This is a genomic window from Phenylobacterium sp. (assembly GCF_025351295.1).
Lineage (GTDB): Bacteria > Pseudomonadota > Alphaproteobacteria > Caulobacterales > Caulobacteraceae > Phenylobacterium.
The window spans coordinates 1-21,584 of the sequence record NZ_JANXWD010000037.1; the positions used below are offsets into that span (position 1 = coordinate 1).

The 21,584-nt window shown below is 69.9% G+C and carries 20 protein-coding genes; 6 read left to right on the forward strand and 14 right to left on the reverse strand.

The genetic code is table 11. The features are described from left to right. Window positions 1–342 (forward strand): response regulator (locus Q0R13_RS05595; RefSeq protein WP_293900716.1); only part of this gene is annotated, 342 nt, incomplete at its 5' end. 26 nt (window positions 343–368) lie between these two features. On the opposite strand, the gene Q0R13_RS05600 is transcribed toward Q0R13_RS05595, so the two are convergent. Continuing rightward, the gene (locus Q0R13_RS05600; RefSeq protein WP_293900719.1) at window positions 369–2,531 is read right to left on the reverse strand and encodes a primosomal protein N'; all 2,163 of its coding nucleotides are present in this window, start codon (window positions 2,529–2,531) and stop codon (window positions 369–371) included. A 75-nt stretch (window positions 2,532–2,606) separates the two neighbouring features. Between Q0R13_RS05600 and fsa the strand changes: the two genes are divergently transcribed. From fsa to Q0R13_RS05615, 3 genes are read left to right on the forward strand one after another with little or no spacing between them, the layout of a single operon-like run. Further along, on the forward strand, window positions 2,607–3,260 hold the full coding sequence (gene fsa / locus Q0R13_RS05605; RefSeq protein ID WP_293900723.1) for a fructose-6-phosphate aldolase: 654 nt from the start codon (window positions 2,607–2,609) through the stop codon (window positions 3,258–3,260). Between the two features lie 14 nt (window positions 3,261–3,274). Continuing rightward, on the forward strand, window positions 3,275–3,958 hold the full coding sequence (locus Q0R13_RS05610; protein WP_293900726.1) for a DUF484 family protein: 684 nt from the start codon (window positions 3,275–3,277) through the stop codon (window positions 3,956–3,958). Next, on the forward strand, window positions 3,943–4,869 hold the full coding sequence (locus Q0R13_RS05615; RefSeq protein ID WP_293900729.1) for a tyrosine recombinase XerC: 927 nt from the start codon (window positions 3,943–3,945) through the stop codon (window positions 4,867–4,869). Before Q0R13_RS05610 ends, Q0R13_RS05615 begins: the two co-directional genes overlap by 16 nt. A 16-nt stretch (window positions 4,870–4,885) precedes the next feature. On the opposite strand, the gene Q0R13_RS05620 is transcribed toward Q0R13_RS05615, so the two are convergent. From Q0R13_RS05620 to Q0R13_RS05675, 12 genes are all read right to left on the reverse strand, one after another. Next, a complete protein-coding gene (locus Q0R13_RS05620) occupies window positions 4,886–5,119 on the reverse strand; it encodes a hypothetical protein (protein ID WP_293900732.1) in 234 nt (77 codons plus the stop codon). A 9-nt stretch (window positions 5,120–5,128) separates the two neighbouring features. Beyond that, window positions 5,129–5,413, reverse strand: a complete 285-nt coding sequence (locus tag Q0R13_RS05625) for a hypothetical protein (RefSeq protein ID WP_293900735.1) — start codon at window positions 5,411–5,413, stop codon at window positions 5,129–5,131. Between the two features lie 58 nt (window positions 5,414–5,471). Next, a complete protein-coding gene (locus Q0R13_RS05630) occupies window positions 5,472–5,924 on the reverse strand; it encodes a GNAT family N-acetyltransferase (RefSeq protein WP_293900738.1) in 453 nt (150 codons plus the stop codon). Further along, window positions 5,906–7,324 carry a dihydrolipoyl dehydrogenase gene (gene lpdA / locus Q0R13_RS05635; protein ID WP_293900741.1) on the reverse strand — a complete coding sequence of 473 codons (1,419 nt, stop codon included), beginning with the start codon at window positions 7,322–7,324 and terminating at the stop codon, window positions 5,906–5,908. The genes Q0R13_RS05630 and lpdA overlap by 19 nt, the downstream gene beginning before the upstream one ends. A 3-nt stretch (window positions 7,325–7,327) precedes the next feature. Further along, on the reverse strand, window positions 7,328–7,795 hold the full coding sequence (locus Q0R13_RS05640) for a PIN domain-containing protein (protein ID WP_293900744.1): 468 nt from the start codon (window positions 7,793–7,795) through the stop codon (window positions 7,328–7,330). Beyond that, window positions 7,792–8,043, reverse strand: coding sequence for an antitoxin (vapB, locus tag Q0R13_RS05645; RefSeq protein ID WP_293900747.1), 252 nt, complete (start codon window positions 8,041–8,043; stop codon window positions 7,792–7,794). Before vapB ends, Q0R13_RS05640 begins: the two co-directional genes overlap by 4 nt. A 61-nt stretch (window positions 8,044–8,104) precedes the next feature. After that, window positions 8,105–9,334 (reverse strand): 2-oxoglutarate dehydrogenase complex dihydrolipoyllysine-residue succinyltransferase, encoded by a 1,230-nt coding sequence (gene odhB, locus Q0R13_RS05650; protein WP_293900750.1) that lies wholly within the window; start codon window positions 9,332–9,334, stop codon window positions 8,105–8,107. Between the two features lie 41 nt (window positions 9,335–9,375). Continuing rightward, window positions 9,376–12,327 (reverse strand): 2-oxoglutarate dehydrogenase E1 component, encoded by a 2,952-nt coding sequence (locus Q0R13_RS05655; protein WP_293900753.1) that lies wholly within the window; start codon window positions 12,325–12,327, stop codon window positions 9,376–9,378. Window positions 12,328–12,410: 83 nt separating this feature from the next. Further along, entirely contained in the window at window positions 12,411–13,289 is an 879-nt protein-coding gene (gene sucD, locus Q0R13_RS05660; RefSeq protein ID WP_293900756.1) for a succinate--CoA ligase subunit alpha, read from the reverse strand. A 3-nt stretch (window positions 13,290–13,292) separates the two neighbouring features. Further along, window positions 13,293–14,492, reverse strand: coding sequence for an ADP-forming succinate--CoA ligase subunit beta (sucC, locus tag Q0R13_RS05665; RefSeq protein ID WP_293900759.1), 1,200 nt, complete (start codon window positions 14,490–14,492; stop codon window positions 13,293–13,295). Window positions 14,493–14,637: 145 nt separating this feature from the next. Further along, entirely contained in the window at window positions 14,638–17,982 is a 3,345-nt protein-coding gene (locus Q0R13_RS05670; protein ID WP_293900762.1) for a glycosyltransferase, read from the reverse strand. A gap of 100 nt (window positions 17,983–18,082) precedes the next feature. Further along, the gene (locus Q0R13_RS05675) at window positions 18,083–18,565 is read right to left on the reverse strand and encodes a DUF2306 domain-containing protein (protein WP_293900765.1); all 483 of its coding nucleotides are present in this window, start codon (window positions 18,563–18,565) and stop codon (window positions 18,083–18,085) included. Window positions 18,566–18,806: 241 nt separating this feature from the next. Here Q0R13_RS05675 and Q0R13_RS05680 point away from each other — a divergent pair, with 241 nt between their 5' ends. Together Q0R13_RS05680 and Q0R13_RS05685 are read left to right on the forward strand one after the other, a co-directional pair. Continuing rightward, the gene (locus Q0R13_RS05680) at window positions 18,807–19,556 is read left to right on the forward strand and encodes a LytTR family DNA-binding domain-containing protein (RefSeq protein ID WP_293900768.1); all 750 of its coding nucleotides are present in this window, start codon (window positions 18,807–18,809) and stop codon (window positions 19,554–19,556) included. A gap of 178 nt (window positions 19,557–19,734) precedes the next feature. Beyond that, entirely contained in the window at window positions 19,735–20,865 is a 1,131-nt protein-coding gene (locus Q0R13_RS05685; RefSeq protein WP_293900771.1) for a hypothetical protein, read from the forward strand. Between the two features lie 79 nt (window positions 20,866–20,944). On the opposite strand, the gene Q0R13_RS05690 is transcribed toward Q0R13_RS05685, so the two are convergent. Continuing rightward, window positions 20,945–21,584: TCP-1/cpn60 chaperonin family protein (locus tag Q0R13_RS05690; protein ID WP_293900774.1), on the reverse strand; the 640-nt coding region annotated here is incomplete at its 5' end.

Here is a 21,584-nt window from a genome sequence, read left to right on the forward strand (position 1 = left end):
TTGCTGCAGCCGTTCGACATCGAGATCGACACCGCCTGCGACGGGGTCGAAGCGATCCACGCGGTCGAACAGCAGGGCTACGACCTGATCCTGATGGATGTGCAGATGCCGGTGATGGATGGCCTGACGGCGGCCAGACGCATCCGCGCCAGTGGCGGCGCCGGGGCAGCGACGCCGATCATCGCCATGACCGCCAATGTCCTGCCCGACCAGGTGCGCAAGTGCCACGAGGCCGGCATGGACGACCACATCGGCAAACCGATCAGCCCCGCCAGCCTGCTGGGCGCGCTGGCGCGGTGGGCTGACGGACGGGGCGAGACAGCGGAGCGGGCGCAGGCGTAGCCCCACTCGCGGCGCGGCCCCTCGCCTCACAGAAAACTATACGGATCCACGTCGATCGTCACGCGGACCGAGGAGGGCGCGCGGACGCGGGCGCGCCATGCGGCGAGGTAGGCCTGCAGGTCGATGTTGCGGTCGGCGCGGACCAGGAAGCGCTTGCGACGACGGCCGCGGACCAGGCCGAACGGCGGATCGGCGGGACCGAACACATCGACCCCCTCGGCGTTGGGCGCGGCGGCGGCGAGGTCGCGGACGTAGCGCTCCAGCGCGTCATGATCGGGACCCGAGGCGATCACCGCGGCCAGGCGGCCGAACGGCGGCAGGCCGGCCAGTTCGCGCTCGGCCATCTCGGCGGCCACGAAGGCGTCGCGGTCCTGGCCCTTCAGCGCCTGCATCACCGCATGCTCGGGCGCATAGGTCTGCAGCAGCGCCCTGCCCGGCCGGTCGCGCCGCCCCGCCCGGCCGGTCGCCTGGGCCAGCAGCTGGTAGGTCCGCTCGGCGGCGCGCAGGTCGCCGCCCCGCAGGCCCAGGTCGGCGTCGACCACTCCCACCAGGGTGAGGTGCGGGAAGTTGTGGCCCTTGGCGGCCGCCTGGGTGGCCACCAGGATGTCGATATGCCCCGCCGCCATGGTCTCGATCATGCGGCGCGCCTCGCGGGCGTCGAACACGGTGTCGGACGAGAAGACCGCGATCCGGGCGTCGGGGAACAGGGCGCGGGCCTCCTCCTCCACCCGCTCCACACCGGGGCCGATGGAGACCAGGCTGTCATTCGCGCCACAGTGCGGGCAGGCCAGCGGCTTGGGCATCGAGAACCCGGTCAGGTGGCAGACCAGGCGGCCGGTGTAGCGGTGCTCCACCAGCCAGCTGTCGGTGTCGGGCGCGCAAAGCCGTTCGCCGCAGGCCTTGCAGAGCACCAGGGGCGCATAGCCCCGGCGGTTCAGGAACAGCAGGCTCTGCTCGCCGCGCGCCCAGGTCTCGGCCATGGCGGCGACGAGGGGCGGGGACAGCCAGCGGCCCGGCTCCGGCGGGGTCTCGCGCAGGTCGATGAGCTCAATGTCCGGCAGTTGCGCGATCCCGTGCCGGGTCGCGAGCCGCAGCCACCGGTAGCGGCCGGTCTCGGCGTTGCGCAGCGTCTCCAGCGATGGGGTGGCCGAGGCCAGGACCACGGCGGCGGCTTCGATCTTGCCCCGCGCCACGGCCAGGTCGCGGGCGTGGTAGATGAAGCCCTCCTCCTGCTTGAACGAGCCGTCGTGTTCCTCGTCCACGACGATCAGGCCCAGATATCGAAAGGGCAGGAACAGGGCGGAGCGGGCGCCGACCACGATCCGGCAGCTTCCGGCGGCGACGGCTTCCCAGACGCGGCGACGGGCGGGCGGGGCCACGTCGGAGTGCCACTCGCCCGGCGCCGCGCCAAAGCGGCCCGCGACCCGGGCGATCACCGCCTGGGTCAACGCGATCTCCGGCAGCAGGATCAGCACCTGGGCCTGCGGGTCGGCGGCCAGCACGGCGGCGGCGGCCTCCAGATAGACCTCGGTCTTGCCCGAGCCGGTGACCCCGTCCAGCAGCGCCACGTTGAAGCCGCCCGCGGCGATCATTGCCTTGAGCGCATTGGCGGCCGCCGCCTGGCTGGCGTTCAGCTCGGCGCCCTGGCGGCTGAGGTCCGGCGGATCGAAGGCCGGGTCGGCGACGACGTGGTCCAGCGCCAGCACACCCTCGTCGATCAGCGTCTTGACCAGCCCCGACGAAACCCCGGCCGCGCGCGCCAGGTCGGCCGGCGGCATCGGCCCGCCCGCCGCCGCCTCGAGCACCCGGGTTCGCGCCGCGGTCGGCCGGGCGGGCGGGACCCCGGTTGCCGTCACCACCCGCACAGGCCGCGGCTTCGGCGCCCGCGCGCCGCGCAGGGCGATGGCCAGCGGCTGGCCCGGCGCATCGACGGCGTAGCGCGCGGCCCACTGCACGAACTCGAGGGTGCCCGGCGGCAGGCGGGGGTCGTCCAGCCGTTCGGCGACCGGCTTCAGCGGGCGATTTCCGCCAACCGCGTCCCGGACCTGCACGACCACGCCGCGGATCAGTCGGGGTCCCAGGGGCACGGCCACCTGGTCGCCCGGCGCCAGCCCCATGCCCTCCGGCTCGGCGTAGTCGAACGCCTCCGGCAGCGGCATGGGAATCAGGACGGAGGCGATGCGGCTCATGGTTTGCGGAGCAGGGCTTCGCAGCTACAAGCGGCCCCTACAAGTGCCAGAATGGGCAGGGTCCAAGGTCAGATAATGCAGCTCTTCCTCGACACCACCGACACCGCCGTCCTGAAGGACCTCGCCGCCACCGGCCTGGTCGATGGCGTCACCACCAACCCGACCCTGATCGCCAGGTCCGGCCGCAACATGCTGGAGGTGATCGCCGAGATCTGCGGCATCGTCGGGGGGCCGGTCAGCGCCGAGGTGGCGTCGATGGAAACCGCCGGCATGCTGGCCGAGGGCCGCAAGCTGGCCGCCATCGCGCCCAACATCGTGGTCAAGGTCCCGCTGACCCGGGACGGGCTGATCGCCACCCGCGAATTCGCCGCCGAAGGCATCCAGACCAACGTCACCCTCTGCTTCTCGGCTTCCCAGGCCCTGCTCGCCGCCAAGGCGGGGGCCAGCTACATCAGTCCGTTCATCGGCCGACTGGACGACGTCGGCGCGGCCGGCATGGACCTGATCGCCGAGATCCGGGCGATCTATGACAACTACGACTTCGATACCGAGATCCTGGCCGCCTCGATCCGCAGCCCGGCGCATGTGGCGCAGGCGGCGATGGCCGGAGCCGACTGCGCGACCATCCCGCCAGACGTCTTCGCCGCACTTTTCAAGCATCCGTTAACCGAACGCGGGCTCCAACAGTTCATGGCGGACTGGAAGGCAACCGGTCAGTCGATCCTGTAGGGAGCTTGACGGGCATGGACGGGTCGCAGGGTGAGTTCGCATTCGGGGGCAAACCTGTGGAGCCTGAGGCCGTGCGGCGGTTCCTGTCCGACAACCCCGATTTCCTGAAGGCCGACACGGGCCTGCTGGCGGAGCTGGGGCTGACGATCGCCAGCAGCAACGTGGTCGAGTTCGCGCCGATGGCCCGCGTCCACGCCGCCCACCAGCGCGAGGCCGAACAGCGGCTGCTGATGGAGGAGACGGCGCGCGCCAACTTCTCCGCCCAGGCTCAGACCCACGGCGCGGTGGTCGACCTGCTGGACGCCCGCAACCTCGCCGACCTGGCCCGCCGGGTCGATGACCTGGCCCGTGCCCGCTTCGGCCTGGCCGCGGGGATTATCGCGCTGGAGACGGAGGGCCTGCCGCCGGCCGGGTGGAAACACCTGGTCGAGGGCCAGGTCGATCAGATCCTCGACGGGCCGCAGCGCCTGGCCCGCATGGGCTTCGCGCCAACGGCAATGGGCCTGTTCGGCGCACAGGCTGGCGAGATCGCCTCGATGGCCATGGTGCGCATGGCGATCTGGGAACCCTCGCGCCAGGGCCTGCTGGCCTTCGGCTCGGCCGATCCTGACGGCTTCACGCCGGAGATGGGCGCCGAACTGGTCGCCTTCCTCGCCCGCGTCGTGGAGCGCACGGCGGAGCGATGGCCGCTCCTCTAGCCGCCCAGGCCGCCCGGGTTCAGTGGCTGGAGCACCTGGCCCATGAACGCCGCGCCTCGCCCCGTACCCTCGAGGCCTATGGCTTCGCGGCCGGCCGCTACATCACCTTCCTGGAGCAGCATCGCGGCGAGACGATCACCGTGCCGGTGCTGGCGCAGGTCACCGCCGGGGAGATCCGGGCGTGGCTGGCGCACCTGCGGTCGGGCGACCATCCGCTGTCGCCCCGCTCGCTCAGCCAGGCGCTATCCGCCATCCGCACCTTCCATCGGTTCCTGGATCGCCGCCTGGACGCGCCCAACCCTGCCCTGGCCCTGATCCGCGGCCCCAAGGTGAAGCCCGGCGCGCCGCGGCCGGTCACCGAGGACCAGGCCGCCGGCATGCTGGCCGAACCCGGCCTCGACCCCGACCGCGCGGCCTGGGAGGCGGCCCGCGACGAGGCGGTGCTGACCCTGCTCTATGGCTGTGGGCTACGGATCTCGGAGGGTCTGTCGCTGAAGCGGTCCGACGCCCCGCTGGGCGACCTGCTGAGGATCACCGGCAAGGGATCGAAGACCCGCATGGTCCCGGTGCTGCCGGCGGTGCGCGAGGCGGTGGACGCCTATCTGGCCCAAGTCCCCTTCGTCCTCGCGCCGGATCAGCCGCTGTTCCGCGCCAAGCGCGGCGGGCCGCTCAGCCCCCGCCACGTCCAGGCCATGGTCCAGGCGTTGCGCGGCCGGCTGGGCCTGCCGGCCAGCGCCACGCCACATGCGCTGCGCCATTCCTTCGCCACCCATCTGCTGGGCGCCGGCGCTGATCTGCGCTCGATCCAGGAACTGCTGGGCCACGCCTCGCTCTCGACCACTCAGCGCTACACCGAGGTCGATGCCGCGGCCCTGCTCAGCGCCTATTCGGCGGCCCATCCGCACGCGTAGGGGCGTTGGCGCGTCGTCAGGCGCTGGTCAGGCGGGCCGGGCCGGGCCTCAGTCCCCGGGTGAGGTAGCAGGGGCGGGTCCCTTTGTCGGCGATGGGCCGCCACGCAGGCCGCGCGGCGGCGGCACGGTCCTGGCGGTCGGCGACGTAGTAGGGCGCCGGGGCGCAGCGGATGGAGGTGCGTTCGGCTTCGACCGCCAGGGGTGCGCCGGCGACCATCGAGGTTGCGATGAGGATGGCGGCGACGCTCATCGGCCCGGCCTAGCGCCCCACGGCATAGTTGACGACCACCGGGACCGCGCAGCCGCCGAGCGTGCGCATGACGGCCTTCTCGTGGTTGGGCTTGGGCAACCGGTCCAGCCGCTGCAGGGTCACGCGGCCGTCGCGGACGGCCAGGGCCGGGTCCGCCCAGTCGGCCTGGTAGCGACCCTGCGGCTTGCAGGCGATCACGCCAGCCGGCGGTTGCAGCAGGAAGACCTTCGGCCGCAGGGCGGTGGGGTCCGGTGTGGCGGCGGCCATGGTCATAGCCGCGAACATTGCGAGCATTGCAGCCTCCCTAGAGCCGTCAAGCTGCCACTCCGGGACGCAACCGTCGAATTAAGTTTCAGCCACGAACGAAGCGCAGCCAGGCGACTCCGCCGTCCTCGCCGGCCTCGGTGCAGCGGAACCCTTCGCGGACGTAGAAGGCCTGGGCCGCCGCATTGGCCGCCTGGCACTTCAGTTGCAGGATGCCGCCGGCCTCGCCGATCACGTGGTCGAGCAGCGCCTTGCCGATCCCCCGGCCACGCTCGGCCACATACAGCGAATGCAGGAAGGCCTGGGGCCGATAGAGGGCGGCTAGGCCCAGGATCCGCCCGGCCTCGGCCGCCACGAAGACGTCTTCGTCCCGCGCGGCCCGCAGGAAGTCGTCCTCCCGGTGCCGTTCGGGTGGGATCCAGGTGAAGGTGTCGCTGAGCACGCGCACGTAGAGCCGGGCGCAGGTCGCCAGCTCCTCCGGCCGCGCGCGGCGGACGCCATAGCCCCCGGTCAGGCCGTCCCTCAGGCCTGCATCGTCCAACCTTCGACCCCCATGGCGGCCTGGCGCAGGGCCTCGGACCGGGTCGGGTGCGGATGGCAGGTGCGCGCCACGTCCTCGGACGCCGCCCGGAACTCCATCGCCACACAGTATTCGCCGACCATCTCGGACACCTGCGGACCGATCAGGTGCGCGCCCAGCACCTCGTCGGTGGCCGCGTCGGCGAGGACCTTCACGAAACCCTCGGTTTCGTGGTTGATCCTGGCCCGGCTGTTGGCGCTGAACGGGAACTTGCCGGCCTTGTAGGCGCGGCCCTCGGCCTTCAGCTCCTCCTCGGTCTTGCCGACCCAGGCGACCTCGGGAACCGTGTAGACCACACTCGGAATGATGCCGTAGGCCATGTGGCCCGCCTTGCCGGCGATGGTCTCGATGCAGGCGACGGCCTCGTCCTCGGCCTTGTGGGCCAGCATCGGGCCGTGGGTGACGTCGCCGATCGCCCAGACCCCGGGCGCGGAGGTCTTCCAGTGGTCGGTCTCGATGAAGCCGCGCTTGTCGGGGGTGATCCCGACGGTCTCCAGGCCGAGCCCCTGCGTGTAGGGCCTGCGCCCGATGGCCAGCAGGACGTAGTCGGCCTCCAGCGTCTCGGTCGCGCCGCCGGCCACCGGCTCGATGGTCAGGCTGACGCCGGTGCTGGACGCCGTGGCGCCGGTGACCTTGGAACCGAGCTTGAAGGTCATGCCCTGCTTGGTGAGCGACCGCTGGAAGGTCTTGGCCATCTCCGCGTCCATGCCCGGCGTGATGCGGTCGAGGTACTCCACCACCGTGACCCGGGCGCCCAGCCGCCGCCAGACCGAGCCCAGCTCCAGGCCGATGATCCCCGCGCCGATCACCATCAGGCTCTTCGGGACTTCGCGCAGCGAGAGCGCGCCGGTGCTGTCGACGATCCGGCCCTGATCCACGGCGACGCCGGCCAGGGGCGAGGGCTCGGAGCCCGTGGCAATGACGATGTTCTTGGCCTCGAGGGTGGTCTTCGCGCCGTCCGGCCCGGTCACCTCGACCTTGCCGGCCCCGGCGATGGCGCCGGTCCCGCGGACCCGGTCGACCTTGTTCTTCTTGAACAGGAACTCGATACCCTTGGTCAGCGCCGCCACCGACTCCGCCTTCTGGGCCATCATCTGGACGAGGTTGAGCTTGGGCGTCACCTCGATTCCCAGCTTGGCGAACTCGGTGTTGGCGGCGGCATACATCTCCGAGGCGTGCAGCAGGGCCTTCGAGGGCATGCAGCCGACGTTCAGGCAGGTGCCGCCCAGGGTCTCGCCGCCATCCACGCCCTTGTCGACGCAGGCGACCTTCAGGCCCAGCTGCCCCGCGCGGATCGCGGCGTTGTAGCCGCCGGGCCCGCCCCCGATGATGACGACGTCGTAGGTGACGGCTTCAGCCATAAGTCAGTCCTCAGATGGGCGGCGCAACCTAGCCATGGTGGCGGTCACGTCAATCGGTCCGGCCGGGTCCGACCAGTCGAGAATCCGAAGGCCTGCGAACCGGCTGAAGTCGAGCACGTCGGCGGTTACGACCGTCCAGCCTCTCGCAAGCGCCTGTCCGGCAATCAGGGTGTCGTAGGCGCCGACACCGCGGCCCCCGCCCTCCATCTCGGCGCGAAGGCGACCGGTCGCGAGCGCGTCCTCCCAGGACCACGGCTCGACATCCATCTGGGTCAGCATGCTGCCGATGAGTTCGAGCTGATGTTGGGTACGAGCGCTGCTGTGCGCGCCGAGCACCAGCTCATGGGCGACGACGGTCGACACCTTCAGGGTCGCGCCAGAGGCCAGGGCCTGCTGCATATGCTTGCGCACGTGCGGTCGCGCCCGCCGCAAGAGATCGACGAGCACATTGGAATCCAGGCTCAGGATCAAAACCTGACCTTCGCCTCGGGCATGGGCAGGTCGGCCGGCGGATCGGGAAACGGCTCGCCGGCTTCCTCGGCCAGTTGGTCCATGGTGGCCCAGAACGCGTCCCAGTCGCGCTCGACAGGTTCAAGGATCACCCGGTCGCCCTCCTTGCGGATGCGCACCTCGGCGCCGTCGAACCGGAACTCCTTAGGGAGCCGCACAGCCTGACTGCCGCCGTGGGTGAAGAGTTTCGCGGTCTTATGGGCGCCCATGAAAGCTTTCCATATCTACGTTGTGTAGATACGTCATTGCCAACGCGATTTCAAGTCGGTGTCAGACGTCCAGCAGCAGCCGCTGCGGGTCCTCGATCGCCTCCTTGACGTGGACCAGGAAGGTCACCGCGCCCTGGCCGTCGACGACGCGGTGGTCGTAGCTGAGGGCCAGGTACATCATCGGCCGCACCACGATCTGGCCACCGACCACCATCGGCCGTTCCTGGATCTTGTGCATGCCCAGGATGCCGGATTGCGGCGCGTTGAGGATCGGCGTCGACATCAGCGAGCCGTAGACGCCGCCGTTGGAGATGGTGAAGGTTCCGCCCTGCAGGTCCTCCAGCGCCAGTTGGCCGTCGCGGGCCTTCTTGCCCAGGGCGCCGATCTCCTTCTCGATCCCGGCCAGGCTGAGCGCGTCGGCGTCGCGGACCACCGGGGTTACCAGGCCGCGCTCGGTGCCGACCGCGACCGAGATGTCGTAATGGTTCTTGTAGATGATGTCGGTCCCGTCGATCTCGGCGTTGACCTCCGGAACCTGCTGGAGTCCGTGGACCACGGCGCGCACGAAGAAGCTCATGAAGCCCAGCTTCACCCCGTGCTTCTTCTCGAACACGTCCTTGTACTGGTTGCGCAGCGCCATGACGCCGGACATGTCCACCTCGTTGAAGGTGGTCAGCATGGCGGCGGCGTTCTGGGCCTCCTTCAGCCGGCGCGCGATGGTCTGGCGCAGGCGGGTCATCTTCACCCGTTCCTCACGGGCGTGGACTTCGCGCGGCGCGGAGGGGGTCGGCGCCGGCGGCGGAGCCTTGGCGCGGGCTTCGAGCGCGGCCAGCGCATCGCCCTTGGTCACCCGGCCGTCCCTGCCGGTGCCGGAGATCGTGGCCGGATCGAGGTTGTTCTCGGCCGCGACCCGTTGCGCCGAAGGGGCCAGCACCGGTTCGGCGGCGGGCCTGGCGGCCGGCGGCGCCGGCTTGGCGGGCTCAGGCTTCGGGGCTTCGGCCGGCGGCGCCGCGGCCTTGGCCCCGCCGTTGACCTTGGCCGGCGCCGCGGCGACCGCGCCTTCGGTGATGCGGCCCAGGACCGCGCCCGGCTCGACGGTCACGCCCTCAGCCGCGGAGATTTCCGACAGCACGCCGTCGAAGGGCGCGGCCACTTCCAGGCTGACCTTGTCGGTCTCCAGCTCCACCAGGATCTCATCCTTGCGCACCGTATCGCCGGCCTTCTTAGACCATTTGGCGACGGTGGCTTCGGTGACGGATTCACCCAGCGCCGGGGTCATGATGTCGGCCATCGGGGTGGCTCCTTAAGGTAGATCGGACACAAACAGAGTTGTTAGGCGAAGGCTTCCGTGAGGAAGGTCTCCAGCTCCTTGATATGGCGGCTCATCAGGCCGGCCGCGGTCGAGGCCGAGGCCGGGCGGCCGACGTAGCGGGCGCGCTTGGCGGCCACGCTCATCCGCTGCAGGGTCAGCTCCAGCCAGGGCTCGACGAACTGCCAGCCGCCCATGTTCTTGGGCTCTTCCTGGCACCAGACCAGCTCGGCGTTGATGAAGCGCTTGAGCTCGTTGCTCAGCGACTTCAGCGGCCACGGATAGAACTGTTCCAGACGCAGGATGTAGACGTCGTCGCGCCCGCTCTTGGCCCGCTGTTCGATCAGGTCGAAGTACACCTTGCCGGAGCAGACGATGACCCGCTTGATCCCGGCGTCGGGCTTCAGCTGGACCCCGCCGACCTCGCAGTCGGCCTCCGCGCCGTCGATCATCACCCGGTGGAAGCCGGTGCCCTCGGCCATGTCGGCCAGGGTCGAGACCGCCCGCTTGTGGCGCAACAGGCTCTTGGGGGTCATGACGATCAGCGGCTTGCGGAATTCGCGCAGCAGCTGGCGGCGCAGCGCGTGGAAATAGTTGGCCGGCGTGGTGCAGTTGACCACCTGCATATTGTCCTCGGCGCAGAGCTGCAGGAACCGCTCCAGGCGGGCGGAGGAGTGCTCCGGCCCCTGGCCCTCGTAGCCGTGCGGCAGCAGCATGACGAGCCCGCTCATGCGAAGCCACTTGCGCTCGCCGGAACTGATGAACTGGTCGATGACCACCTGGGCGCCATTGGCGAAGTCGCCGAACTGGGCTTCCCACAGCGTCAGCGTGTCGGGGTCGGTGAGCGAGAAGCCGTACTCGAAGCCCAGCACCGCCTCTTCCGACAGCGCCGAATCCAGCACCTCGAAGTGAGCCTGGCCGGGGCCGAGGTTGCGCAGCGGGAAATAGACCTCCTCGGTTGTCTGGTCGACGAAGCCCGAGTGGCGCTGCACGAAGGTCCCGCGCACGCTGTCCTGGCCCGAGAGCCGCACCGGATAGCCCTGGTCCAGCAGGCTGGCGAAAGCCAGGTGCTCGCCGGTCGACCAGTCCAGTCCCTCGCCCTTCTCGATCGCCTCGCGGCGGCCGGCGATCACCCGCTCCACGGTCTTGTGCATGGTGATCCGCTCGGGCACCGTGGTCATCTTGCGGCCCAGGTCGAGCAGCTTCTGCTTCGGCACGCCGGTGGCGTGCCGCTCGTCCCCGGTCGGCAGCTTCAGGCCGGACCATTTGCCGTCCAGCCAATCGGCCTTGTTGGCGTGATAGGCCTTGCCGCCGTCGAACTCCTCGTCGAGGAACTTGTCGAACTCGCCGATCCAGCCGTCGACGTCGCCCTGCGTGCAGACGCCCTCGCTGATCAGGCGCTGGGCGTAGAGATCTCGCACGGTCGGGTGGCCCTTGATCTTGGCGTACATCAGGGGCTGGGTCATCGTCGGGTCGTCACCCTCGTTGTGACCGAACCGGCGGTAGCAGAACATGTCGAGGATCACGTCCTTGCCGAACAGCTGGCGGTACTCGGTGCCCACCTTGGCGGCGAAGGTCACGGCCTCGGGGTCGTCGCCGTTGACGTGGAAGATCGGCGTCTCCACCGCCAGCGCCACGTCGGTCGGATAGGGCGAGGAGCGGCTGTATTTCGGGCTGGTGGTGAAGCCGATCTGGTTGTTGACGATGAAGTGCATCGTCCCGCCGACCCCATAGCCGCGCAGGCCCGACAGCGCGAAACACTCCGACACCACGCCCTGGCCGGCGAACGCCGCGTCGCCGTGCAGCAGCAGCGGCATCGCATGGCCGCGACCGGCGCCGGGCTGTTCGCGCAGCAGGAAGGCCTGCTTGGCGCGGACCTTGCCGATCACCACCGGATTGACGATCTCCAGGTGCGACGGGTTGGCGGTCAGCGACAGGTGTACGGAATTGCCGTCGAACTCGCGGTCCGAGCTGGCCCCCAGGTGGTACTTAACGTCGCCCGAGCCCTGGACGTCCGAGGGCAGCGACGACCCGCCTTGGAACTCATGGAAGATCACGTGGTAGGGCTTGCCCATCACGGCGGCCAGCACGTTCAGCCGGCCGCGGTGCGGCATGCCGATGACGATGTCCTTCACCCCCATGGCGCCGCCGCGCTTGATGATCTGCTCCAGCGCCGGGACCATCGCCTCGCCGCCGTCCAGGCCGAAGCGCTTGGTGCCGGGGAAGCGGCGGTGCAGGAACTGCTCGAAGCCCTGGGTCTCGATCAGCTTCTTGAGGATCGCCACCTTGCCCTGAGGCGTGAACACAATCTCCTTGTCGCGGCCCTCGATCCGCTCCTGCAGCCAGGCCTTCTCCTTGGGATCGGTGATGTGCATGTACTGCACGCCCACCGGGCCGCAGTAGGTGCGGCGCAGGATGGCCAGGATCTCGCGGATCGTGGCGGTCTCCAGGCCCAGCACGAAGTCCAGGAAGATCGACCGGTCGAAATCGGGCTCGGCGAAGCCGTAGCTGGCCGGATCGAGTTCGGACGCGTCGCCCGGCGTGGTCGCCAGGCCCAGCGGGTCCAGGTTGGCCTTCAGGTGGCCGCGCATGCGGTAGGCGCGGATCATCATGATGGCGCGCAGGCTGTCCAGGGTGGCCGAGCGGATCTCGTCCTGCGAGGCGCCGGGCTGGCGCGCCTGGATCGTCTTGCCGACCTTGGCCTCGACCGCAGGCCACAGGCCGTCGATGGCGGAGAGCCAGTCGGGGCGGGCAGTGGGGGTCGGCGGCGGCGTCCAGGCCGGGCGCTCGGCGGCCCGCTTCACCTCGTCGGCGCGGTCGTGCAGCGAGGCGAAGAACGCCTGCCACGACGGCCCGACCGAGTCGGGATCGGTCGACCACTGCGCGTAGAGCTGCTCCACGAAAGCGCCGTTGCCGCCGTAGAGGAATGAGGTCTCGGCCAGTACGTCGTTGATCAGGCCTGCGTCGTCCGCCATGTCCTTCGCCTTCCGCGGGCGGGCCCACGGACTTCGGAAGAAGGAGCCGAGCGCGGACCGCCCTTAAACACTATGTCCGGCGCCTAAGCGCCCTTGAGAACCTCTAGCAGCGTCGTCCCGAGGGCCGCCGGCGACGGAGAGACGCGGATGCCCGCAGCCTCCATCGCGGCGATCTTGTCCTCGGCGCCGCCCTTGCCGCCGGAGATGATCGCTCCCGCGTGACCCATGCGCCGCCCGGGCGGCGCGGTGCGTCCCGCGATGAAGCCGACCATTGGCTTCTTGTTCGGTGAATTCTTGATGAATTCCGCCGCATCTTCCTCGGCCGAGCCGCCGATCTCGCCGATCATGATGATCGACTCGGTCTCGGGGTCGTTCAGGAACATGTCGAGCATATCGATGAACTCGGTGCCCTTCACGGGATCGCCGCCGATCCCCACGGCCGTCGTCTGGCCGAGGCCCGCCTGAGTGGTCTGGAACACGGCTTCGTAGGTAAGCGTACCGGAGCGGGAAACAACGCCCACCGAGCCCTTGCGGAAGATGTTCCCCGGCATGATGCCTATTTTGCACTCATTCGGCGTCAGAACGCCCGGGCAATTGGGCCCGATGAGGCGCGACTTCGAGCCGGAGAGCGAGCGCTTCACCCGGACCATGTCGGCCACCGGGATGCCTTCGGTGATGCAGATGATCAGCGCGATCTCCGCGTCGATGGCTTCCAGGATCGAGTCCGCGGCGAACGCCGGCGGGACGTAGATCACCGAGGCGTCGGCGCCGGTCTGCCGCATCGCCTCGCCGACCGTGTCGAACACCGGCAGGCCAATGTGGGTCGTGCCGCCTTTGCCGGGGGTCACCCCGCCGACCATCCTGGTCCCGTAGGCGATCGCCTGCTCGGAGTGGAACGTCCCCTGGGCGCCGGTGATGCCCTGGCAGATGACGCGGGTGTCTTTATTGATCAGGATCGACATGTCTTACGCAGCGCCCCGCACGGCCTTGACGATCTTTGCCGCGCCGTCCGCCAGGTCGTTGGCGGCGATCACGTTCAGGCCGCTCTCGTTGATGATCTTCTTGCCGAGCTCGGCGTTGGTGCCTTCCAGCCGGACCACCAGGGGGACCTTAAGCCCCACCTGTTTGACGGCGGCGACCACGCCCTGGGCCAACACGTCGCAGCGGGCGATGCCGCCGAAGATGTTGACCAGGATGCCCTTCACGTTCGGGTCGGCGATGATGATCTTGAAGGCCGCCGTCACCTTGGCCTCGTCGGCGCCGCCGCCCACGTCCAGGAAGTTGGCCGGCTCGGCGCCGTAGAGCTTGATGATGTCCATGGTGGCCAGGGCCAGGCCGGCGCCGTTGACCATGCAGCCGATCTCGCCGTCCAGGGCGATGTAGGACAGGTCGTACTTCGAGGCCTCGATCTCCTTCGGGTCCTCCTCGGTCTCGTCGCGCAGCGCCTGGATGTCCTTATGGCGGAAGAGGGCGTTGCTATCGAAGCTGATCTTGGCGTCCAGCACCCGCAGGTGGTCATCGCTGGTGACGATCAGCGGGTTGATCTCCAGCATCGACATGTCCTTGTCGACGAACGCGGCATACAGCTGGCCCAGCAGCGTCGCGGCTTCCTTGGCGAGCCCGCCGCTCAGCCCCAGGGCCTTCGACAGCGACCGCGCATGGTGCGGCCAGACGCCGGTCGCCGGGTCAATGGAGAAGGTGACGATCTTCTCGGGAGTGTTGTGCGCCACCTCCTCGATGCTCATCCCGCCCTCGGTGGAGGCCACGACCGAGACCCGGCTGGTCTCCCGGTCCACCAGCAGCGAGAGGTAGAATTCCTTGGCGATGGCGGCGCCTTCCTCGATGTAAAGGCGGTTCACCTGCTTGCCCTTGGGCCCGGTCTGTTCGGTGACCAGGACCCGGCCCAGCATCTCCTGGGCGCTGGCCTTGACGTCGTCGAACGACTTCAAGACCCGGACCCCGCCCTTGGAGTCGGCGCCGAGGTCTTTGAAGCGGCCCTTGCCGCGGCCGCCGGCGTGGATCTGCGACTTCACGACGAAGACCGGTCCGCCCAGCTTCGTCGCGGCCTCGACCGCCTCTTCGACCGTGAAGGCGGGGTAGCCGCGCGGGACCGCCACACCGAACTCCGCGAGGACGGCTTTGGCTTGGTGTTCGTGGATGTTCATGAGGCCTTGGGGTCGACTGGCGACGGCTCGCCCGCACGGCGAGTGAGCCGGCTTATAGGCGCCGCCCCCCGCGATGACAACCGCGTGAGGACCGAAATGCGCCCGCGTCTCACCCTCCGTCAGGCGCTCCGGCCAGGCCCGGGTCTCAGGCGGCCGTGTCCATCGCCGCGGTTGCGCGCCGTTCCAGCTTGCCCCAGCCCACCCGCACGCCGTGCAGGGCCGCGTCGATCGACTTCACGACCACATAATACATCAGCTGGCGGTAGCCGAAGCGCTGCGCCGGCATCCAGATCAGGTCGGCCCAGGGGGCCCGGCGCTCGAGCGCCATGCCGATGGTCCCGGCGGCCAGGTCCAGCATGATGAAGGCGGTCCAGTATTCCAGCGACCGCACCAGGTCGTCCGGCGACCATTCGGTGGAATGCTGCACGAAGCCGTAGATCGCGGTGATCAGGTTCCAGACGATGGCCAGGTCGACCAGCGGCGCGATGGCGGTCAGCAGGATCTGGAACATCCAGATCATCGGCAAGGCCACGAAGCCCAGCACCGGCCGTCGGATATCGAACAGCGCCGAGCGGTGCTTCCACAGGCACTGAAGCGTGCCGAACGACCAGCGGAACCGCTGCTTCAGCAGGCCGCTCACCGTCTCCGGCGCCTCGGTATAGGCGCGCGCCTCGGGGTCGAAGGTCACCTTCCAGCCGGCCTGTTGGATCGCCAGGGTCAGGTCCTGGTCCTCGGCCAGGGTGTCGGCGGGATAGCCGCCGAGCTCGGTCAGGGCCGAGCGGCGCCAGGCGCCCACCGCGCCCGGCACCACGGTCACCGCGCCGAGGGCGGCCAGGGCCCGGCGTTCCAGGTTCTGGGCGGTGACATATTCCAGCGCCTGCCAGCGGGTGATGATGTTGCGGCGGTTGCCGACGATGGCGTTGCCGGCCACCGCGCCGATCCGGGGATCGACGAACCAGCGAGCCAGTCGCGAGAGGGTGTCGTGGGGGAACAGGGTGTCGGCGTCCAGCGCGATCACGATGTCGCCGGAGGCCACGACCAGGCCGCGATTGAGCGCACCCGCCTTGCCGCTGTTCTCGAACGACATCAGCGTCACGCGCGGCTCGTCGGCGAAGGCCTTGGTGACCACCCGCGACGTCGCGTCCGCGGAGCCGTCGTCGAGGACCAGGATCTCCAGGTTCGTCCAGTCCGAGGCCAGGATCCGCCGCACCGAGGCCTCGATCACCTTCTCCTCGTTGAAGCAGGGGATCAGCACGCTGATCAGCGGGCCGCCCACCGGGTCGGGCATCGGCGGCGGGCACAGGCGCGCGCTGTGCACCAGGGCCAGGATCGACAGGAAGGCCAGCCGGGCGACGCCCAGGGCGATGGCGGTGATGAACAGGGTGCGCAGGATGTTGTCGGCGGTGTGGAAGAAGCCGAAGCCGATCCGGTCCAGCGTTAGCTCGAAGGTGCCGCGCTCGGTGGGCGGCATCGCCTCCTGCGGGGTCATCCCGGCCAGCTCGCCGACCGTGACCAGCCGGTAGCCGTGCGCGCGGATGGCGTCGATCAGGCCGGGCAGCGCCTCGACCGTGCGGCTGCGATCGCCGCCGCTGTCGTGCAGCAGCACCACCTGGCCCGGGCGCACGGTGTCGGCCAGCCGGCTGATGGTGGTGTCGATGATGTGCTTGGGCTCGGGCTTCTTCCAGTCGTCCGGGTCGATGCGCAGGCCGACGGCGACATAGTCCTGGGTCTGGCCGACCAGCAGGGGCGCGACCTCCTGTGGCGTCGAGGGCTCGGCGTCGCCGAAATAGGGCGGCCGGAACAGGCGCATCGAGCGGCCGGTGATGGTCTCGAACAGCCGCTGGGTGGCCGACAGCTCCACCGACGCCTCGGCCACCGGCACTTCGCCGATGTTCGGATGGGTCCAGGTGTGGTTGCCGACGTCGTGGCCCTCGTCCACCTCGCGCGCCACGATGTCGGGGTTGTTCGACATGTTCTTGCCGATCACGAAGAAGGTCGCCGGCGCGTGCTTCTGCTTCAGGATGTCGAGGATCTTCGGCGTCCAGCGGCGGTCCGGGCCATCGTCAAAGGTGATGGCGACCAGGCCCGGATGGGCGCCATAGCGCTGGATGACGTAGGACGTCGGGTTGGCGTCATAGACCTCGCCCGACACCAGTCCGGAGGACGAATCCATCGTTAGGGTCCGGTGCCCGGCGCGGGGAATGTCGGTGACCTTCAGCACCTCGCCGGTCCCGTCGAAGTCCACGTCCTGACCGGGCGTCAGGTCCGACAGCTTGTTGGCGCGGACCCCGCCGTACTCGTGCCGCATCAGCGTCCAGTTCAGCGGATCTTCGCCGCCCATCCGCCACAGCGCATAGCCCATCGGCCGGAAGCCGTCGGCGACGTGGATCTGGTTGTGCAGGGTCACCGCGTCCAGGAACCAGACCACGTGGTTGCGCCCGTTGTCGTCCGAATAGCCGAAGGTCGGGTTGAGCGAGGCCGGGTCCATCGCCGCCCGGGCGCCCGAGTCATGGGCGATCTGGGTGGCCTCGGTGTAGGTCACCGCGTTGGCGACGCCCTTCTGGTGTTTTGTCGGCAGGGTCCAGTCATAGCCATAGGCGCCTAGGGCCACCACCACCCGCGACGGGTCGAGCATCGCCATGCGGCTGGAGATCTGGGTCTGGAACCAGTCCTGCCCGGCCGGCGGCCCGGGATCGCCGGTGCCCCAGTGCTGGTCGTAGGCCATCAGGACCAGGGCGTCCGCGGCGGCCTGCAGCTTCTTCAGCGGCCAGGAGTCGTCGGCGAACGGCGCGGTTACCCACACCTCGCGGCCGATCGGCTTCAGGGCTGCGCGGGCCTCGGCGATGAAGGCCGGATAGGCCGCGATCCCGGCGTCGGACAAACTCTCGAAGTCGAAGACGTAGCCGGCGAAACCCTGCGACTTGGCCAGCGCCACCAGCTGGACGATCATGGCCGTCCGGGCCTGCTTGTTGGTCACCACGCGGTCGGCCGCCGGACCGTTCCAGACGCCGTTCTTGGCGTTGTAGACGCCCGGCAGGATCGAAGGCGGGTCCTTGGCGGCGGCGATGATGCCGCGCGCCTCGGCGTCCTTGGTCACGTCCAGCTTGCCGTCGTCGGTCAGGCCGACCCACTGCGGCGATACCACGTCGAGCTGGTCCACGTGGGCCTTCAGCGAGGACCGCGAGCTCTCGTCCCAGGAGACGTAGAAGCCCACCGAGAGCGGCCGCGCCGGCCCGCCCGCGGCCTGGCCCTTGGGGTGCGGGATGGCGGTCCAGCGGTGCCGGCCCTTCAGCTGGTGCGCCGTCTCCTGGTGCAGCGCGCGCAGGACATGCGGGTCCTTCAGGGTCACCACCGGCAGGCGCGGGGCGAAGGCTAGGGTCGCCAGGAACCCCGCGCCCACCAGCAGGGCCAGCGCGATCAACAGGCCGGAAACCAGGCGCACCCAAAGGGAGCGGCGCCCGCTGGGATCGTGAAAAATAAGGTCGGCCATCGCCCCCATCGGGTCCGGAATCGAACGCGTCTATTTGCACCGGGATGATGGCTGAAGCGAGACGTCGTTTTGTCGCCTGCGGGCCCCGCCGGGCCCAGATCTAGCCGAAGAAGGCCGTCCACAGGGTCCGGCCGGGAATGAAGGCCACCACGAGGTTGATGGCGAAGCCACCGTAGAACAGGCCCATCATGGCGCGGCGATGGCGCGCCACGTCGTGCCGCCGGGCCCAGACCACCGCCAGCGGCAGGATCAGGAGCGTCCAGCCGGTGAACAGGTGCAGCACCGACCAGTGGCCGTGGTTCAGGCTGGTGATGAACAGGGTCGAACCCGCCGTCACCGCCACCGTCGAGACCCAGATCCAGCCGGCGGTGCGGTGGAAGGCGCGCCCCTTGCGCGCCGTCATCAGCACCCCGCCCAGGGCCAGGGCGGCCATCGCAAAGCCCAGGTGGACCTTGATCACCGGCGACAGCGCGCCCAGCAGTACCAGGTCCGGCGCGTGCGGATGGGCGGTCGCCGCGACCTGGACCATCTGGGCCAGGACGCCCCGTAGCGCGATGGCCAGCCCCAGGGCGACGACGGCCATGGTAATGGCGAAGCGACGCCTGAACGCCGTCGGGGGCCGGGCCGGCGTTTGCGAAAGGGACGACATCCTCTATCTCCGGCAGTCGAGGGCTGCGCCTCCGCGCGGCCCAGGTCGAGCTTGGACATGACGGCGAACCAACAGGGCGGCGAGCGGGGATACGTTGGGTGACGGCTGCCGTTCGCGAAATGCCGCCGGCCGCCGTTCACGCTTCGCGAGCGGCCGGCCGATGAGGGCGTGGCTGTTGCGCCTCGGGCCGCACCGCGACCTCACGGGCATGGCCCGCGGCCTGGGCGTCTCGGCGGCGGCGGCGCTGTTCATGACCATCTCCGGGGCCTTCGGCAGCAATGCCATGCCCTGGCCGCTGCGGCTCACCTACTGGATGGCGATGATGGGGGGCGGCTACTTCTGGGGCGCCTTCGTCACCCGGTCTTTCCTGGGCGAAAGCCGACGCCGGACCGGCAACCTGTGGCTCGACGCGCTGTTGTGCGCGCTCATCATGTCGATCCCCTACACCGTGGTCGTCTGGGTGGTCTCCGGGACGATGTTCGGGGCCCGGCTGGGCGTTTCCGCCCTGCCGATGCTGTCCGGCTCGGTGCTGGCCGTGTGCATGGCGCTCACCACCATCAACATGCTGATCGAGGCGCGGCGCCACGCGATCACCACCGCCAGCCCGACGCCGCCCAAGTTCCTGGAACGCCTGCCGCTGAAGCTGCGCGGGGCCGAGGTCTGGGCCGTGGAGGCCGAGGACCACTATCTGCGCCTGCACACCTCCAAGGGCCAGGACCTGATCCTGCTGCGCCTGGCCGACGCGGTCGCCGAGCTCGAAGGCATCGAAGGCCTGCAGGTGCACCGCTCCTGGTGGGTCGCGCGCGACGCCATCACCGATGCCAAACGCGGCGATGGCCGGGCGCTGCTGACCCTCAAGGACGGCGCCGAGGTGCCGGTGAGCCGCACCTACGCCGGGCTGCTGCGGGACCGCGGCTGGATCTAGCGACGGCGCCTCGCCGCAGATTGAGGCGTTCGGTCCTGAGGCGGGGACTTGGCGCCGGCATCGATTTGGCCTCAATCTGGGGTTGGGAGAGAGTTCGGGGTTGGGGCCAGCATCGCCGCGCGCAAGCGCGTCGCCGACCCTGCCCGGTATGTCGAGGGAGCCAGTCGAAGGGGCGCCCATGACGCAGGACCAGTTTCAGGAACCGCCGCGCGACCCGCCGGGTCCCGGACGGATGGTCGTGGCCGGGGTGGTCGGCGCCTGCGTGCTGGGCGTGGCGCTCGGGTTCTGGGCCCGGCCCGGGGAGCCCGGCGAGCCGTCGCGCAAGGTCGCCGCGCCAGCCAGTCCACCCCGTCCCGCCCTGCAGATCGTGGTGGCCGACACCCCCGACCCGATCGGCCGCCCGCTCGAGGTCCTGCCGTCCGAGACCGCCGGTTCGGCCGCCGTCTCGCCGCCGTCGCGGACGCCGGTGGAGCCCATGGTCCCGCGCCGTCCCGCCTCGGGCCTGGTCAAGGTCGACGCCCCGGTGGCCCCCCAGACCGTGGCGGCCTCGCCGGCCCCGAAGCCAAAGGTGAAACCCGCGCCCAGGCCGAAGGTCGACGCGGTCGTCGCGCCCCCGAAACCGGACCCCTGGTTAGCCGAGGCGAAGATCGCCAGGGCGGTGGCGAGGAAGGCCGCGGAACAGGCCGCCGAACGCGCGGAAGCCCGCGCCGAAAAGCTGGACGCCGCCAGGGCGGTGAAACTCGCGAAGGCCGAGAAGGTGGAGAAAGCGGCCAGGGCCGAGCACGTCCGGTCGGCGAAGCTGGAGGCGCAGCACGCAAAGGCGGTGAAGATCGAGGCAAAGGCCAAGTCCGAGGCCCGGTCCAGGCGCCTCGCCGCCCTGCTGAAGGCGGTGAAGGCCCAGGCCAGGCAGGTCGTGCGCCCCAAGGCGGTCCAGGTCGCCGAGGTGAAGCCGCACAAGCCTGCGCCCAAGGCCGTCACCCTGGCGCGCGCCGCCCCGCCCCCGCCGCTGGCCGCCCATGCGGCGGGCCCGATGCGGGTCGCCCGCGCCAACCCCTGCGTCTTGCCCGACCCCGGCGAGGCCGCGGTCTGCGCCGACAGCCGCCTGGGCGCGCGCGACCGCCAGCTGCAGCAGGCCTATCGCAACGCCGAGGCCGCCGGCGTCCCCGCCTCGGCCCTGCACCGCCAGCAGGCCCGCTGGCTCCAGGCCCGCGCCGCCGCCGCTCGCGAGGCCCCCTGGGCTGTCGAGGACGTCTACGTCGCCCGCATCTCCGAACTGAAAGACCAGACCCGGGACGCCCACGAGAACTGAAGCGGCCCGCTGCGCCATAGAAAAAGGGCGGGACCCTGCGGTCCCGCCCTCCAATCTCTGGTCGTGCTGGACGTCTGGACTAGAAGTCCATGTCGCCCATGCCGCCCATGCCGCCGCCGGGCATGCCGCCGCCGCCGCCCTTCTTGGGCGCCTCGACGATGGCCGCTTCGGTGGTGATCATCAGGCCGGCGACCGAGGCCGCGTCCTGCAGGGCGGTGCGCACCACCTTCGCGGGGTCGATGACGCCGGCCTTGACCATGTCCACATACTCTTCGGTCTGGGCGTTGAAGCCGAAGGTGGGGGAGGGGTTCTCCAGCACCTTGCCGACCACGATCGAGCCTTCGACGCCGGCGTTTTCGGCGATCTGGCGGATCGGGGCCTGCAGCGCGCGGCGCACGATGGCGACGCCGGCTTCCTGGTCGTCGTTGTCACCCTTGAAGCCGTCCAGTACGCGGCTGGCCTTCAGCAGGGCGACGCCGCCGCCGGGGACGATGCCTTCTTCCACGGCCGCGCGGGTCGCATTCAGGGCGTCGTCGACGCGGTCCTTCTTTTCCTTCACTTCGACTTCGGTCGAGCCGCCGACGCGGACCACCGCAACGCCGCCGGCCAGCTTGGCCAGGCGTTCCTGCAGCTTTTCCTTGTCGTAGTCGGAGGTGGTGTCCTCGACCTGCTTCTTGATCTGCGAGATGCGGCCTTCGATGTCCGCCTTCACGCCGGCG